Below are 14,009 nucleotides of genomic sequence, written 5' to 3'. Positions count from 1 at the left end.
CAATCAAGCGTCGACGGTATCGGCGGCTTTCGTGCTGGCGGTCGAATGCAGGGCGGCTTCACGCTGCTCGGCATCCTTGTAATCGAGGTATTTGCGCTGGGTGGCGATGTGATCGGCCACGTGTTTGGCGTCGTGCCACACGCCCCAGATGAACGACGAGCCGCGCCGCGACTGCCATGGCAGCCCGAGGAAATACACCCCCGGCTCGCTGGACACGCCACGCTGATGTTGCGGTTTGCCCTTGTCGTCAAACGCGGCGACCTGCAGCCAGGAATAATCCACGGCGAACCCGGTGGCCCAGATGATCGAAGTGATCCCGGCCTTGGCCAGATCCAGATCGAGCAGCGGATTTTTCACGCAATCGGGATCCGCATAGGTTTCGCGTGCTTCAGGTTCTTCCGGTAGGTCGAGACCGTTGCGCTCGATGTAGGCATCGGCGGCATCCAGCAGCGCCAGATAGTTTTCGTCGCCACGCTTGAGGTTGTCGCGCAGATCCTGCTTGAAGGTCACCACGCCGTTGTTGAACGACTCGGTCACACCGACGAGAGTCATGCCGCGATGGGCCAGGCCACGGAAGTCGATGGTGCGCCCGCCATGCGCGCCGCTGACCGCGATGGTCACGTGCTCGCGGCCGGGTTTCATTGCCGCCTGATCCCACTCGCCGAGCACCCCCAGCCACCAGCAGAAATCGCGGTTGCGGTAGGCACGTGGCGGACGGTCATGCGCACCTACCGACAGGTACACCTGCTTGCCGGAGCGCTGCAGTTCATCAGCGATCTGCACGCCTGACGAACCAGCGCCAACCACCAGCACTGCGCCTGCGGGCAGTTGCTGCGGATTGCGATAGTCGGCGGAGTGGATCTGCAACAGGCGCGGGTCGTGCGGCGCAATTGGCGGGATCACCGGGCGCTGGAACGGGCCGGTCGCCGCGACCACGCGGCTGGCCTCGATCACTCCTTCGGAAGTCTCGATGGTGAAGCCCGGACGCCCGACATTGCGTACCACGCTTTTGACCTCGACGCCGGTGCGGATCGGCGCGTTGAATTTCTTCGCATAGGCTTCGAAATAGTCCGCCACGCGCTCCTTATGGGCGAAACCGTCGGGATCGACATCATCGAATTCCAGCCCCGGAAAGCGGTCGTGCCACGCCGGACCGTTGGCTACCAACGAGTCCCAGCGCCCGGTGCGCCAGCGTTCGGCAATGCGGCTGCGCTCCAGCACCAGGTGCGGCACACCGAGTTTGCTCAGGTGCTCGCTCATCGCCACACCGGCCTGTCCGGCCCCCACGACAAGCGTGTCTGTTTTTATTATTTCAGTGGTCATTTCTACATCCTTCCTGGCAAGGCAAGTGGATTCGGATCGCTTCAGGCTTGTCCGTTTTGCTTGCGGTCAGACTAGGCAGGAGGGGGGTATCGGTAAAATATTATTAAGCTGGGCTGTGAATACAAATTGCTGAAGCAGACAGGAAAAACCCAGTAAAACCGAGGGTTTCAGGGCAGGGGGAGAGTTGTCCCGGGCAGGAATACCCGGGACAAAGAGGAGAAAACTCTACATTCAGGACGGGGAGCGTCGCGTCAGTTGCCGTCGGCGACCTTGCGTTCGATTTCATCGGTCTTGCGCTTGAGTTCTTCGGCGTCCTGTTCCTTTTCGCGAATGGACGTCGGTGTAATCACCTCATCCACGGCGCGGGTGTCGTCGTCGCTGTCCTGCAGATCGCGGTTCACCACATCCACCGGTTTGCCCGAGGAGTCGAGCGGTGGCGCGTTATGAGGTGTTGCAGGCTTGATATCGTCGGTGCTTTTCATTTCTCATACCTCCATTGACCTACAACGTTGGATACGAAGCCATGACGGGAGTTCGAGAAATTTCACGGGTGACCGCAGCCGCCCTCGGCTGTGCGCTGCTGATCGCTGCAAATTCGACTCGAGCCGCCAGTTTCGACTGCGACAAAACCAAATCCATGGACGAAAAAGCCGTCTGCGCCAACCGCGCCTTGAACGACCTGGACGTCACCATGGGCGAGCTGTTCAGCCTCGATAAACGCCTGCTGCCGATGGGCGGGCGCGATGCTCTGATCGGCGAACAACAGGCCTTCCTCAAAAGCCGCAAGGCCTGTGGCGCGAAGCTCGATTGTTTGACCGATCTGTATCAGAAGCGGGTCGTTGCGCTGCGCAGCATCATCGAGACGCGGGTGATGACGCAGGGGCCGTTTTGACGGACGGGTTGACCCTCTGGTCGATGCATAGCAGCATCCCGGGCAAACCCATTCACCAACAGGAATTTGCCACGATGTCTGCGCCTGATGATCTTGATGAGTTGCTGGAACGCGTGAACGACGAGCAATCGTTCATTACGTTTATTCAGGCACTGGGTGCCGATTTCGCTCGTGAGCGGACAATGAACGAACCGCTGTCGCCCTATGGTCGGGGCGCCTTGGGTTGGGAAAATGGATCTGTGGATGCGTTTCTTGAGGCCGCAGGTGCCTGGGCGATCGACATTTCCAGGCAGGTGGCAGCAGAAGTCTCTTCGGCCAACGTTTGGCAGCGCTGTGCGAGCATTTTGCTGGCCGGCAAGTTTTATGAGTGAACCGGGCGAGCATCAAGAACAGAGCAGGAAAATGAGTGATGAGTAGGCCGTTGAGTGAAGCCGATCTTTATCTGGTCATGCTGGAAGCGATTGAAGAAGGCTTGAACATCGATCTGCAACCCTTTTGTGAGCGGCTGCAGGTCGAGCGTCGCGATCTGCTTAATCAAGTCGCGATCGCCGTAGCCAGAGATTTCCTGTCAAACACGCGTGATTTTGAGTTTGGCGATGAAGTGATGAATGCACTTATCAACCCCATCGTTGATGTGTCGATGCACGCAGAAATGCCCCAGCCAGCCTTTGACATCTATCAGGCATTTGATGCCGGCGAGTATCTGCACACAGGCGATGCGCAGGATGTTTGCCCTCGGGAGAAACATACGCGGCCGGGGCTGGAGAATATTTTGCGTAATCATTTGCCTACGTTGGAGTAGTAACCCGGCGGGTTGCCGAGTATGCAAACCGTCAGAGCAAACTCCACGACACCCCGACATAAACCCCCAGCCCTTCACCCGGCGTAGACCGCGCCGCATCCTGACCCTTGTCGTCAAACCCCGGTGTGACCGTCGCGGCGTAGTGTTTGTTGGTCAGGTTGCGCAGGTCGAGCCAGGTTTGCCAGTCGTTTTTCGGCGCGTTGTAGCCGACGGTGGCGCCGAACAGTGCGTAGGGATCGGCGTAGTAGCTGTTGGCGTAATCCACTGCGACCTTGGACACCAGTTGCGTGTTGACCGCCGCGAAGAAACCCTGCGGCCAGTCGTGGCGCAGTTCGCCCTGGTAATAGTGCATCGGCAGGCCGGGCAGGCGGTTGTCGCCGAAACGCTGGTCGTCGCGGTAGTGGAAATCGCTGAAGGTGTAGGCCTGGCGCAGGCTCAATTTACGTCCGTCGGGGGCCGACCACAGTGTGCTTTGCAGACTGGCTTCCACGCCTTGATGCACGGTGGGGCTGGCGTTGAGTTCGTACGGGGTGACGGCGTTGGCGTCCGGCAGTACCGACAGCAATTCGTGGCGCATCTGGGCGTAGTACCACGCCAGGCTCCACTGGCCGAGCGCGCTGTCGCCGCGACCGCCGAGTTCGAGGGTGGTCGCGGTCTGGTTCTGCAGTTTGATCGGGTCGCTCTGGGTGCCGGTCGCCGCGCCGTTGCCGGCCGGGAAGCGGATGTTCGAGCTGTAGATCAGCGACCACGGGTGCGGCGCTTCCACTGAACGGCTGAGGTTGCCGAACAGTTGCAGGTCCGGCGTGACCTGATAGCGCAGACCCAGTCGTGGCGCGTAATCCCAGTCGTTCAGGCTGGTCTTGCCGCCGCTTTGCGGGTAGGTGACGGCGCTTTCGCGGCGAGTGTAGATGGCGGCGAGGCCGGTGGTCAGCCATAGGTCGTCGGCGATTTCCAGATCGTTGCCCACGTGCAGAACGGTGTCCGAACCCTGATAGGTGAAGTTGCGCATGCGGGTGCCCGGCGCATACGCGGCGGTGTTGCCGGACGGGATGCGCACGAATTCGCTGGCGCCGTCGTTGGGCAGATGTTTGGTGGTGCGCAGGCCCACAGTGCTGCGGCTTTCCATGCCGAACAAGGTGTCGCGGCGCTTGTAGTCGAAGGTGCCGCTGACGTCGGTGTAGGCCACTTTCAGACGGTTCGGGCCTTCGCGCAGGTCCATCGGGTAGTCGTGATAGACCAGCCCGGTCTGAATGCTCGAATCGTCGTCGATGTAGTAGGTGGTCTTGTTGCCGATGAAGGTGCTGCCCGGTTGTTTGCGGCTGTCGTCGCGCGATACATAAGCCGGGTTGGCCGCCCGTGGAGTGTGCTCGATCGAGTGCTTGGTCACGCGGCCGGCAAGATCGTTGTCGGTCTCGCGATAGCGGAAGTAGAAGCGGGTTTCCAGGTTCGGATTGAAGCGATAACCGAAGTTGGCGATCACGCCTTTGCTCTCGCTGGCGGTGTGATCCTGATAGCCGTCGGCGTTCGAGTCGGTCAGCGACACGTAGTAATCGAAGTCGCCCAGCACTTGTCCGGAACTCACCTGACGCTGCTGATAGCCGTGACTGCCGGTGGCATAGCGCACTTGCAGTTTCGGCGCGTCATAGCCGGTGTGGCTGACGTAATCGACAGCGCCGCCCAGTGCCAGTGCACCGCGATCAAAGCCGTTGGCGCCGCGCAGCACCTCCACATGGTCGAGCCACAGCGGTTCGAGCAATTCGTAGGGCGTGCCACCGGGGCCGGTCAGCGGCAGGCCGTCGAGCATTGTGTACAACCCCGAAGCGTGCGCGCCCGGTGCGCGGTTGATCCCCGAACCACGGATCGAGATTTTCACCCCTTCATTACCCGCCGATTGCGCGTAGACCCCAGGCTGATACGCCAGCACATCCTGATTGCTCGCCACCCGGCCCTGCAACGGCGAACGCATGTCGACCACATTGCTGCCGCCGGGCACTTGCGCCAGACGCGCTTGGGCCTCGGCGACGGAGGCATCTGCACCGCTTTGTTCTTCAGCCGAAATCAGTACCTGTCCCAACTCCATGCTTTTGGGTTCCTCGGCCATGACCGGGCAGGCGAGGGCCAGGCCCAGCAGGGCAGAGGGCAGGGATTTGGGCGACGGCATCGAAGAAACTCCAGGCAGACAGGAACGGGCAATGAACAGTGCGACGCAAGAAGGAACGACGGAAACACATCGCAATTTTGCTTTTTTAACGGGCGCTGCGTGGCAGGTGGGGGCAGGATGGCTCAGGAGGCGGCAGTCAGTGCCATACACGCAGACGACTGGCCGGGCTCTATCGCGGCCAGTCGTCCGGCGTATATCTGGTTCAAGCAATTTTCAGCGCCATGAGAATGTCCAGCGGTGTCTGGGCAAATGCCCGGGCCTGTTCGGTCATCTCGGCAAGGTTTTCTTCGGCCGTCAGCAGCGGCTGGTCACCCTTGTGCAGCACTTCGCCCTGCTCACCGATGACGGCCCACGCCAACTGCGCCCAGTCTTGCGGGTCGGTCATGCCTTGCTTGATCGAAATCAGGAACAGCTGCTGCACGCGGCTGATCGGCACGCCACCGCCAGTGACCGGGCTGGCCAGCACCTGAATGTTGCTGTTGAACAGGGCGCGCTTGCACAGTTGCAGGTTGAGGGTGTCGCAACGTTCCTGCACCTGCCTTTCGGCGAATTCACTCTGGCACGGCGCGGCGACGCCCATGCCGATCAGCACGGTGACAGCCTGCACCAGGTCGTCATAAGACACGGCGCCGACGGCCATCGACAACTGCTGCAAGGTTTTCGCTTCGTAGGCATTGGCGGCGAGCGCTGCGAGCACCGGGCGGTAAATGTCCGCTTGTAAAGACGCCTCGCCCGCAGGGCCTGTGACCGTGCCGGGAATGCTTTCGATGGCTTGCAGCAGGACAAAACGGCTTCTCAGCAAGCCATCGCGTTGCTCGGCGGCAGACAGCCGATTGGCGCCACGTACGTACAGATCCCGGCGGAAGTTCTGATTGATAAAGTAGTCGCGCGCCTGTTCGCGCATGATCGGGTGCTCGATACCTTCCAGAAAGTCCATGCCTTCTGCACTCAGATTCAGCGCAGCCACAGTGTCCAGCGGTACGGCCGTGGTGGCGTAGTCGAGTTTGGCTGCGGTCATGGCATCGACCACGTCGATGAAATACATGCAGTCCCAGTTGCGATTGAAATACTCATGGGCCACGTACTGACGGTTCTGGCCCTTGATGCTCTGCAACTGGGCACCGAGAGCCGGCGCCGCTCTGGCGTACTTCGGATTGGCCGCCAACAGCGTTTCGGAAAAATCCATCGCGGCATCGATGCGTTTGGCCGGGCTGGTCGAGGCCTGGCTGGCAAAGCGGTTGTGCAGGCTGAACAGATTGCGCAGTGGCGCCGAAGGTGACCAGCCCGGGAAGCAGTTGTAGCTGACGTACAACATGCCGCCGGGCTTGAGGTGGCGACGGGCGAACTCGACGATCAGTTGCTGATTGTCGCGGCTGACCCAGGACCAGATGCCATGCAGGCTGATGCTGTCGAACGCCGGCAGATCATCGCGGGCCAGCAGTTGCTCGAAGCTGTCGTCATACAGACGGGCCTGGCTGTTCCAGTCGTTCGCCAATGCGATGGCATGCGCGGCCTGAGATGGCGTGAAGTCGGTGCCGACATAGTTGCCCGGGTTGGCGGCGGCGTGGATGTTGATGGAAACACCCTGGCCAAAGCCCAGTTCGCAGTGGTAGCCGCCGGCGTTCTCCAGCGTGGCAAAGCCACGCAGCAACAGGCAAAAGCGCTGGAACACCGGGTTGATTTCCCGGCTGTACGAGTAGGTGTAGCCCTCGTCGGTGAAATACCCTTCGTTCCAGGCATTGCTCATGTGCGCATCCTTTATTTCGAGAGAGAAAGAGCGCTCTTATAAGGGCTTGGCATTGCACACGACAAGCGAAAAAACACCTCGGTGACCTTTACCCTTGCAAAGGCACGTACACGTCCGTCTGCCATTGCTCCTGCGGCGCATGGGGAAAGACGCTCAGGTAATGGAAAAACAGCGGATGATCACGTAATTCCTCACCGCTGGCCGGCAGCCAGTCGCGGTAGACGGGATAGATGGTTTCGCCAATGTGATCCGGTGAACCCACATGCCGAACCACCACACAACGCCCGCCGGGGATGACCGCTTCGCGCACGCCGAAGGTGTTGGGCGCCACGGCTTCGTCGATCTCGCCACAGATGGCGAAGCGAAAGTCCTCTGCCAGCGTGGTATCGGGGTTGCTGTAGGGAATGCCGAAGGTGCGACTCGAGGCCACGGGCGACTGCCCGCTGTGCACGCGCCAGGCGATGAATGTCTGCACGCTTTGTTGAACCTCCCCCGGCGCGCCGCGATGTTCAAACGCAGCGACCCGTAGGGTTGGAAAATTGATGATTCTGGTTTGCATGATGACGCTCCTGGAAAAGTGGGGGATGGCGAATACCGCATTCCAGGTCTGCCAGTTCGGTTGCTTCCTGAAGGCACTTGGCGTCATGCCGAAGTCGCGCCGAAAGGCGCGGCTGAATGCTTCCGGACTCTCGAAACCGGCGTCAGACGCGGCGTCCAGTATCGAGTGTTGCGGCTGCGCGGCCAGCCGATGTGCAGCCCGGCGCAAACGCATCAGTTGCACGTAGCGCGAGACCGGCACGCCAACGAACGCGCTGAATTGCCGATGGAAGTGAAACACCGAAAAGTTCGCCAACTGACTCAACGTATTCACCGACAGGTCACCTTCGAGATGGGCATCGATGTAGGCGAGCACGCTGTTGAAGCGCCGGGTATAGGCGCGGTGGGTCGGCAGGTCGGACACGGGTTGGAAGCTCCTGGAAGTGCGGTCTGCTATAGCCTCGTCGATTTCCGGGTCGGCACGCCTAGCCGAGTTTGCTCAAGTGTCATTCCGACAGGGGCGCGTGTGGAGTCAGCGGCCGTGCGCCGCGTCCGCCAGTTGCCCGGTATCGACCCGCACGAACACCGAATCGCCCACCGCCGTCAGCACTTCTCCGGCGTACACCTCGCAGATCACCCGAGTTTTGCGCCCGACGTCGCCTTCGACCCTGGCGCGCAAGGTCAGGGTGACGCCCATCGGCGTGGGTTTGATGAATTTGATGCCGAGGTTGCCGGTCACGCAGTCGATGCGCGGCAGGCTGCCTGGTTCGCGTTGTTCGTGGCGGTAGTGCCAGGCCATCGCGGTCCAGTTGGAGTGGCAGTCGACCAGCATTGCCAGCAGGCCGCCGTATACCAGGTCTGGCCAGCCGCAGTATTTGTCGTCCGGCAGGTGTTCGGCCATGACGTGCACGCCGTCCTCGTGCCAGTAGCTTTTGACGTGCAGGCCATGGGGGTTGCGGCTGCCGCAGCCGTAGCAGACGCCTTCGGGGGCGGCGAGGTCTTGCAGAGGCGTTTCGGAACGGGTCATGGGTCTGATCATCCTGAAGTGGTGAGCCCGGTCAGGCGCAGGCGGTTGCGCCCACCGCGCTTGGATTCGTAGAGCGCGGCGTCGCCTTGTTCGATCAATGCCGCGAGGCTGGCCGGTGGCTGGTTGAATAGGGTGGCGCCGATGCTCAGCGTCACCGGTTCGGCGGTGGGGAAGGTCTGGGCGGCGCTGCGCTGAAATTGATCGCGCAGGGCGTCGCCCAGTCTGACGATGTGATCACTGGGCGCGTTGCTCAGCAAAATCACGAACTCGTCACCGCCCAAACGGGCGGCCAGCGCCTCATCGGTGGTCTCGGCGCGGATCATTTCGCTCAGGGCCACCAGCAAACGGTCGCCGGCGCTGTGGCCGTACTGATCGTTGACCGATTTGAAGTTGTCGATATCGATCAATAGCAGGGCGCCGGGATGCGCCGCAGACACGCCCCGCAGCAGGCCCGGCGCGCGCATGTCGAGGGCGCGGCGGTTGTAGAGCGCGGTCAGTGGATCGCGGGCGGCCAGTCGGGCGATCTGCTCCTCGCGCCGGTAGCGTTCGGTGCCGGTCATCGACAGTGCAATGAGCATGATCGCCATCGCGCCCTCGACCAGCGAGATCTGGATGATGACGCCACGGAATGCAGCCAGGTCGATCAGCGTGCCGGGGATCACCACGGTCAGGGCCTTGGCCACATAGAAGATGCCGTGACCGAGCAGCACATAGCGCAATTGCACCGCACCGACGCTCAGCGATTTGCCATGCGGGCGCAGCAGCAAACTGGCCTTGAGCGTCGAGGCGGCAACCAGCAGCGAGTTGGCAGCCAGCATGACTTTCGACCACAACGGCCCGTCCGGCAGCAACAGCAAAACCAGCCAGGTGACGAAAATCAGGTACCAGGCGCGTGACAGGCGGATCTGCGTGAATCGCGCCACTCCCAGCAGAAACAGGAAGTGCGCGGTCACCAGCAAGCCGTTGGCGAACCAGATGCCGATCAGCAAAAAGCCGTTGCTACGCAGCAGAGCCAGGGTGGAACCGACGGTGATGGTGGCGAAACCGGCGCTCCAGAACAGCAGCGAAGGCTCACGAATGCTGCGCCACTCGACCGCCAGGTACAGCGCGGCAGCGGCTGCGAGAGCGATCGAGATGGTCAGCATCGTTGGTGGGTCGAGCGGCATTTCCGGGGGAGCCTGTCAGAAGGTCGGTAAGGCCGCCGATTGTAAGCGTTCGGGGCCGTTTTGGCAGGCGCCGCATACGATCATCACCGACCGGCGTCCACGCTCATTCGTGAGGCGTGAGCCAGGTGTCGACGACCCGTCGATCCAGTTCTTCCCAGTACGCCATGCCCAGCACCCGGGTGGTGTTCAACCCGCGCAAATAGCCACGCAACTGATTGGCGGTATCGCGCTTGAGCTGCGCATCGGTGATGTCCTTGTCCAGCAACACCTTTTCGTACTGCACCAGGTATTCCGCCACCCGCTCGCGAAAGTCGGGCAGAACCGCGTCGCGGATCAGGTCAAAGGTTCTCAAATCGGCTTCCTCACTGTTGTTTTAGTCATTGGGGATGAGTGTGTACCCGTCTTTATCGTGCGCAACTATCGCTAGAAGTAATAGTGACCATCACGAAACGCAAGTTCAGCTTTGCTGGCAATAGGCGGAAAATTGCCCTCATTGAAAACGCAGCTCAAGGAAATTGCGCGATGAAGACACTGACCCGACTGGCGCTGACCGCTCTGCTGATGAGCGGCATGGTAGCCACGGCACCGTCTTACGCCGACGACGCCTGTGCGTGTCATCTTCAGCCAATCGCCGGCAGCAGCGCGACTTTGCAGCATTCACAGACCGTGGGTGTGTTGTACAGCGAAAACACCCGGGAAAACCTGCAATACCTGACGCGCTACCACGATATGGCGCTGCACGGGGCCAAGGATGCACTGGATCCGCGAATTCGCGCAGCCTTTGTCAGCAGCTCCGACCCGGAACTGGCGATCGACTGGTTGCTCAGCTCGTTGCAACGCCAGTTTCTGTCGGTGACCGTTTACGACGACCTTGATGCGCTGATTCAGGCACACCCGGACATAGTGGTGAAACTCGACACCTTCAACCGCTTGCTGACTCAGCAGAACAGCCTGTACGAGGCGCATTTCATCGCGCGTTTCTACGATGCCGACCTGCAGTACATCGGCAAAGCCGAGGGCTCGGTGGAAAAACAGATTTCGTCGGTCTGGGTACACGACAAAGCGGCGCACGAGATTGCCGCGCAGATCGAGCAGCAACGTGACCTGCAACTCAATGCCTTGAAGCAGTTCGATGCCTCGCTCAAGGCGCTGGTGGCTTCCAGCTGAACACTCAAAACCAAAAGGGCAGCGGCGGCGCCGTGACGCTGAATCGCTGCCAGATGAACCGAACCTTTATTTTCAGGATGACCCCGATGCGTGCTTTGTTTGCCCCGACCCTGGCCGTTGCTTCCTTGCTGCTCGCCGGTTGCGCCTCCGCACCGAACGACCCGACGCTGACCTTGCAGACCAACAAGACTCCGGCGCAATACGCCGATTGCGTGGTGCCGAAGCTGCAGGGCAGTGCGCTGAACCCGACCGTCTCGCAGACCCAGCGCAGCTACCGGATTGTGGTGCCGAGCAAGGTGTCGGCAGACAACGTGCTGGAAGCCTATAAGGCCGGCAACGGCGGCAAGGTGTTCATCTACGAGCGCCACTTGCTGGCTTCGAACTTCCTGCCTTCCAGTTTTGAACGCGCCGCCCAGGACTGCATCTGACCCGGCTGCGCAACCCGTTTTAACCGAGCTCCTTTGGTTGGCCGCAACCAACCAATACTTTGCCCCGCACCTCATTCGGTTGCGGGGTTTTTTTTGTCTGACGTTTGCTGCTGTGGCGACGCCGACAATCGACCGCTCGCCCGGAGTCGTCGGCTTCTTGCACCGTCATATTTAAACATGGTTGTATGGTACAACTAAATTTCAGCGGTGATGTGTCATGAGTATCCCTACAGCCTTGATCGAAGAAATCCGTACAGCGTCGCGCACGATGGTGCGTGAGTTCGGTTTCCTGCGCGCCACCTTGGCGGCGACCGATTATTCAGCCTCCGGCGTGCACGCATTGCTGGAAATCGAAGCCGGGGACGGCGTCAGCGCTGCGCAACTGGCGCAAAGCCTTGGCCTTGAAAAGTCCAGTGTCAGCCGCATGGTCGGCAAACTGATCAAGGCCGGGGAGATCGAGGAGCGTGCTGCCGAGGACGCCCGGGTCAAGCATCTGCACCTGACATCGCAGGGCCGGCAGACCGTCGCCGACATTCATGCCTATGGCCAGGCCCAGGTCAGCAAGGCACTGAACACGCTCAATCCGTCGCAACAACAGAGCGTGGCGCAGGGCCTGTCAACCTACGCGCATGCGCTCAAGACCATCCGTCTGGGCGCCGACCGGCCACTCACGCCGAACCTGCACATCAGCGCCGGCTATCGCCCCGGTCTGATCGGCCGCGTGGCGCAAATGCATGCGGATTATTATTCGCGGCATTCCGGTTTCGGCGCGATCTTTGAAAGCCGCGTCGCCCGCGAAACGGCGGACTTTGTCGGGCGCCTCGATCAGCCCTGCAACCAGATCTGGGTAGCCACGCTTGATGAGCGCATCGTCGGCTCGATCGCAATCGACGGCCAGGATCTGGGCAACAATCAGGCGCATTTGCGCTGGTTCATCCTCGACGACGGCTGCCGCGGCAGTGGCGTCGGCCGGCAACTGCTGAGCGCGGCGGTGGAGTTTTGCGATCAGCAGGGTTTTGATGCGATTCAGCTCTGGACCTTCAAGGGCCTAGACGCCGCGCGCCGATTGTACGAAGCGGCCGGGTTTGAGTTGACCATGGAAGAGCAGGGCAGTCAGTGGGGCAGCGTGGTGACGGAACAGCAGTTCACCCGTGCAGCCGCCTCACGTTGAAGGTTGATTCAGCGTCATCACGCAGGCGCTGAACACGTCCGCCAGCCGGTTGGCGAAAGCCGTGATTTCCAGATCGCTGCGCACAGTCCCGGAAAAGTCTGGACGAGGGCAAACCGCTACAAACGCATGCCCATTTCGACAGCCCGAGTCTCAAAGCCGAACTCCGCATACATCCGCGCTGCACGGTTATTGAACGGCCAGACGGTCAAACGCAGATCCTGGGCATCCTGTTCGATCGCCCAGTTTTTCACCAGATTCATCAGCCCACGGCCGATGCCCTGTCCCGAAAACTGTTCGGCGACACACACCGAGCCGATGCGAACGACATTCTGCGGTTGCATCAACGGCCCTGAACTGGCCGACAGGCTGGCCGTGATAAACGCCGCAGGTTGATCGTCGACATGGGCGATGAACACAACGTGACCGGGTTTTTCGAAAAGGCCTGACCAGTGGGGCAGGTCGCGGGAAAAGTCCGCGGTGGGCGGGGCATAGATGTCGGGGCGGGCATTGTGATGCACGTCGTTAAGCAATTGCCCCAGCTCACACATGCTCAACGCGTCTGCGCCCGTCGCGGTGCGGTAAGTGATTTGTTCCATGTCGTGCGGTGCTCCTTGACTACGCGCAAGCCGCGAACGGCGCTGTTGATCGTTATTGTTCCAGCCAGTCAGGATAGATCTGCACAAAGTGCTGCTGCAGCCATTCGACAAATACCTGAACTTGCGCAGCCAGGTGCGTGCGGCTGGGGTACAGCAGTGATACCGGGCGCGGGGTGGGCCGATAGGCGCTGAGGATTTCCACCAGGGTGCCGCTGGCCAGATATTCGGCCACGGTGATGCCTGGCGCCTGAATGATTCCAAAGCCCGCTACGCCGCACTGCACGTAAGCATTCGACTCGGTGACGGTGATGCCGGCGTTGCTGATGAACGCGCGGTCTTTGCCTTTGACCGAGAAGTGCCAGGGCAATGTCCTGTTGTTTTGGCCGGAAAGAAAATTCACCCCGCGATGGGCATTCAGATCGTCGAGTGTCCGCGGTTCGCCGTGTTCCTGCAGATACTCGGGGGCTGCGCACGTGACCATGGTTGCCATGGCGATCGGGCGCGCGATCAAGGTCGAGTCCGGTAACTCGCCAATTCGTAACGCGCAGTCGATGCCTTCACCAATCAGGTCGACCGCCCGATCAGTCACGCCCAGCACCATGTCGATCCCGGGGAAGGCGCTGGTGAAGGTTTTCAGGTTTTTGATGAAGTCCAGTTGCGCGAACGCGGTCGGGATATCGACCCGAAGCCGGCCTTCGAGCGTTGCTCCGCTGCGGTCGAACATCGAAGTGGCGGCCGAGATATCCGCGAGAATTTCCTGCACTCGCTCATAGAACAGTTGGCCTTCGGTGGTGAGCGCGACTTTTCTGGTGGTGCGCTGAAACAGACGCACACCCAGGGATGTTTCCAGCTCCTGGATGTAACGGGTGACCTGGGGGCGCCCGATGTCCAGCGATTCGGCGGCTTTGGTGAAGCTGCCGAGCTCGGCAAGCCGAGCGAACAGTCGCATCGATTGCAGCAATTCCATGATCGGGACCTGAGGGAATTCAATT

General features: G+C 60.8%; 16 protein-coding genes. 6 read left to right on the top strand and 10 right to left on the bottom strand.

Annotated features, from left to right (window positions below):
• Positions 1 to 3: 3 nt before the first annotated feature.
• Together M0808_RS17140 and M0808_RS17135 are read right to left on the bottom strand one after the other, a co-directional pair.
• The gene (locus M0808_RS17140) at positions 4 to 1,323 is read right to left on the bottom strand and encodes an NAD(P)/FAD-dependent oxidoreductase (protein WP_247841975.1); all 1,320 of its coding nucleotides are present in this window, start codon (positions 1,321 to 1,323) and stop codon (positions 4 to 6) included.
• Between the two features lie 251 nt (positions 1,324 to 1,574).
• Positions 1,575 to 1,805 carry a hypothetical protein gene (locus M0808_RS17135; protein WP_247841974.1) on the bottom strand — a complete coding sequence of 77 codons (231 nt, stop codon included), beginning with the start codon at positions 1,803 to 1,805 and terminating at the stop codon, positions 1,575 to 1,577.
• Positions 1,806 to 1,846: 41 nt separating this feature from the next.
• On the opposite strand from M0808_RS17135, the gene M0808_RS17130 reads away from it, so the two are divergent.
• From M0808_RS17130 to M0808_RS17120, 3 genes are all read left to right on the top strand, one after another.
• A complete protein-coding gene (locus M0808_RS17130) occupies positions 1,847 to 2,215 on the top strand; it encodes a hypothetical protein (protein WP_247841973.1) in 369 nt (122 codons plus the stop codon).
• A gap of 74 nt (positions 2,216 to 2,289) precedes the next feature.
• On the top strand, positions 2,290 to 2,586 hold the full coding sequence (locus tag M0808_RS17125; protein ID WP_247841972.1) for a hypothetical protein: 297 nt from the start codon (positions 2,290 to 2,292) through the stop codon (positions 2,584 to 2,586).
• A gap of 38 nt (positions 2,587 to 2,624) precedes the next feature.
• Positions 2,625 to 3,017 (top strand): hypothetical protein, encoded by a 393-nt coding sequence (locus M0808_RS17120; RefSeq protein ID WP_247841971.1) that lies wholly within the window; start codon positions 2,625 to 2,627, stop codon positions 3,015 to 3,017.
• 31 nt (positions 3,018 to 3,048) lie between these two features.
• On the opposite strand, the gene M0808_RS17115 is transcribed toward M0808_RS17120, so the two are convergent.
• The 6 genes from M0808_RS17115 to M0808_RS17090 form a co-directional block, all read right to left on the bottom strand.
• A complete protein-coding gene (locus tag M0808_RS17115; RefSeq protein ID WP_247841970.1) occupies positions 3,049 to 5,178 on the bottom strand; it encodes a TonB-dependent receptor in 2,130 nt (709 codons plus the stop codon).
• Positions 5,179 to 5,380: 202 nt separating this feature from the next.
• Positions 5,381 to 6,925 (bottom strand): class I SAM-dependent methyltransferase, encoded by a 1,545-nt coding sequence (locus tag M0808_RS17110; protein ID WP_247841969.1) that lies wholly within the window; start codon positions 6,923 to 6,925, stop codon positions 5,381 to 5,383.
• A gap of 88 nt (positions 6,926 to 7,013) precedes the next feature.
• Positions 7,014 to 7,886, bottom strand: a complete 873-nt coding sequence (locus tag M0808_RS17105; RefSeq protein WP_247841968.1) for an AraC family transcriptional regulator — start codon at positions 7,884 to 7,886, stop codon at positions 7,014 to 7,016.
• A gap of 108 nt (positions 7,887 to 7,994) precedes the next feature.
• Positions 7,995 to 8,489, bottom strand: coding sequence for a PaaI family thioesterase (locus M0808_RS17100; RefSeq protein WP_247841967.1), 495 nt, complete (start codon positions 8,487 to 8,489; stop codon positions 7,995 to 7,997).
• Positions 8,490 to 8,497: 8 nt separating this feature from the next.
• Positions 8,498 to 9,655, bottom strand: a complete 1,158-nt coding sequence (locus M0808_RS17095) for a GGDEF domain-containing protein (RefSeq protein WP_098964345.1) — start codon at positions 9,653 to 9,655, stop codon at positions 8,498 to 8,500.
• 103 nt (positions 9,656 to 9,758) lie between these two features.
• Positions 9,759 to 10,007, bottom strand: a complete 249-nt coding sequence (locus M0808_RS17090; RefSeq protein WP_134786655.1) for a hypothetical protein — start codon at positions 10,005 to 10,007, stop codon at positions 9,759 to 9,761.
• 170 nt (positions 10,008 to 10,177) lie between these two features.
• Between M0808_RS17090 and M0808_RS17085 the strand changes: the two genes are divergently transcribed.
• From M0808_RS17085 to M0808_RS17075, 3 genes are all read left to right on the top strand, one after another.
• Positions 10,178 to 10,822: an ATPase gene (locus tag M0808_RS17085; protein WP_135296037.1), complete on the top strand. Its 645-nt coding sequence runs from the start codon at positions 10,178 to 10,180 to the stop codon at positions 10,820 to 10,822.
• 86 nt (positions 10,823 to 10,908) lie between these two features.
• Positions 10,909 to 11,250 (top strand): hypothetical protein, encoded by a 342-nt coding sequence (locus M0808_RS17080; RefSeq protein WP_095136448.1) that lies wholly within the window; start codon positions 10,909 to 10,911, stop codon positions 11,248 to 11,250.
• 217 nt (positions 11,251 to 11,467) lie between these two features.
• A complete protein-coding gene (locus M0808_RS17075) occupies positions 11,468 to 12,421 on the top strand; it encodes a helix-turn-helix domain-containing GNAT family N-acetyltransferase (protein WP_247841966.1) in 954 nt (317 codons plus the stop codon).
• A 116-nt stretch (positions 12,422 to 12,537) separates the two neighbouring features.
• Here the strand turns inward: M0808_RS17075 and M0808_RS17070 are convergent, their stop codons facing one another.
• Both M0808_RS17070 and M0808_RS17065 read right to left on the bottom strand, forming a co-directional pair.
• Positions 12,538 to 13,017, bottom strand: a complete 480-nt coding sequence (locus tag M0808_RS17070; RefSeq protein WP_225135359.1) for a GNAT family N-acetyltransferase — start codon at positions 13,015 to 13,017, stop codon at positions 12,538 to 12,540.
• A gap of 52 nt (positions 13,018 to 13,069) precedes the next feature.
• Positions 13,070 to 13,966: a LysR family transcriptional regulator gene (locus M0808_RS17065; protein WP_177408971.1), complete on the bottom strand. Its 897-nt coding sequence runs from the start codon at positions 13,964 to 13,966 to the stop codon at positions 13,070 to 13,072.
• Between the last annotated feature and the right edge of the window lie 43 nt (positions 13,967 to 14,009).

The sequence above is a fragment of the Pseudomonas sp. MWU12-3103b genome, from assembly GCF_023100615.1.
GTDB lineage: Bacteria > Pseudomonadota > Gammaproteobacteria > Pseudomonadales > Pseudomonadaceae > Aquipseudomonas > Aquipseudomonas putida_A.
Note: the sequence above shows the minus strand (reverse complement) of the source record. Positions and strands in the feature narration are given on the sequence as shown.

Excerpts from the sequence above, each read along its gene's own strand:
- M0808_RS17135 (WP_247841974.1), bottom strand. The coding sequence starts at position 1,805 with ATGAAAAGCACCGACGATATCAAGCCTGCAACACCTCATAACGCGCCA.
- M0808_RS17080 (WP_095136448.1), top strand. The coding sequence starts at position 10,909 with ATGCGTGCTTTGTTTGCCCCGACCCTGGCCGTTGCTTCCTTGCTGCTC.
- M0808_RS17100 (WP_247841967.1), bottom strand. The coding sequence starts at position 8,489 with ATGACCCGTTCCGAAACGCCTCTGCAAGACCTCGCCGCCCCCGAAGGC.
- M0808_RS17095 (WP_098964345.1), bottom strand. The coding sequence starts at position 9,655 with ATGCCGCTCGACCCACCAACGATGCTGACCATCTCGATCGCTCTCGCA.
- M0808_RS17075 (WP_247841966.1), top strand. The coding sequence starts at position 11,468 with ATGAGTATCCCTACAGCCTTGATCGAAGAAATCCGTACAGCGTCGCGC.
- M0808_RS17125 (WP_247841972.1), top strand. The coding sequence starts at position 2,290 with ATGTCTGCGCCTGATGATCTTGATGAGTTGCTGGAACGCGTGAACGAC.
- M0808_RS17140 (WP_247841975.1), bottom strand. The coding sequence starts at position 1,323 with ATGACCACTGAAATAATAAAAACAGACACGCTTGTCGTGGGGGCCGGA.
- M0808_RS17085 (WP_135296037.1), top strand. The coding sequence starts at position 10,178 with ATGAAGACACTGACCCGACTGGCGCTGACCGCTCTGCTGATGAGCGGC.
- M0808_RS17120 (WP_247841971.1), top strand. The coding sequence starts at position 2,625 with ATGAGTAGGCCGTTGAGTGAAGCCGATCTTTATCTGGTCATGCTGGAA.
- M0808_RS17110 (WP_247841969.1), bottom strand. The coding sequence starts at position 6,925 with ATGAGCAATGCCTGGAACGAAGGGTATTTCACCGACGAGGGCTACACC.
- M0808_RS17130 (WP_247841973.1), top strand. The coding sequence starts at position 1,847 with ATGACGGGAGTTCGAGAAATTTCACGGGTGACCGCAGCCGCCCTCGGC.
- M0808_RS17070 (WP_225135359.1), bottom strand. The coding sequence starts at position 13,017 with ATGGAACAAATCACTTACCGCACCGCGACGGGCGCAGACGCGTTGAGC.
- M0808_RS17065 (WP_177408971.1), bottom strand. The coding sequence starts at position 13,966 with ATGCGACTGTTCGCTCGGCTTGCCGAGCTCGGCAGCTTCACCAAAGCC.
- M0808_RS17115 (WP_247841970.1), bottom strand. The coding sequence starts at position 5,178 with ATGCCGTCGCCCAAATCCCTGCCCTCTGCCCTGCTGGGCCTGGCCCTC.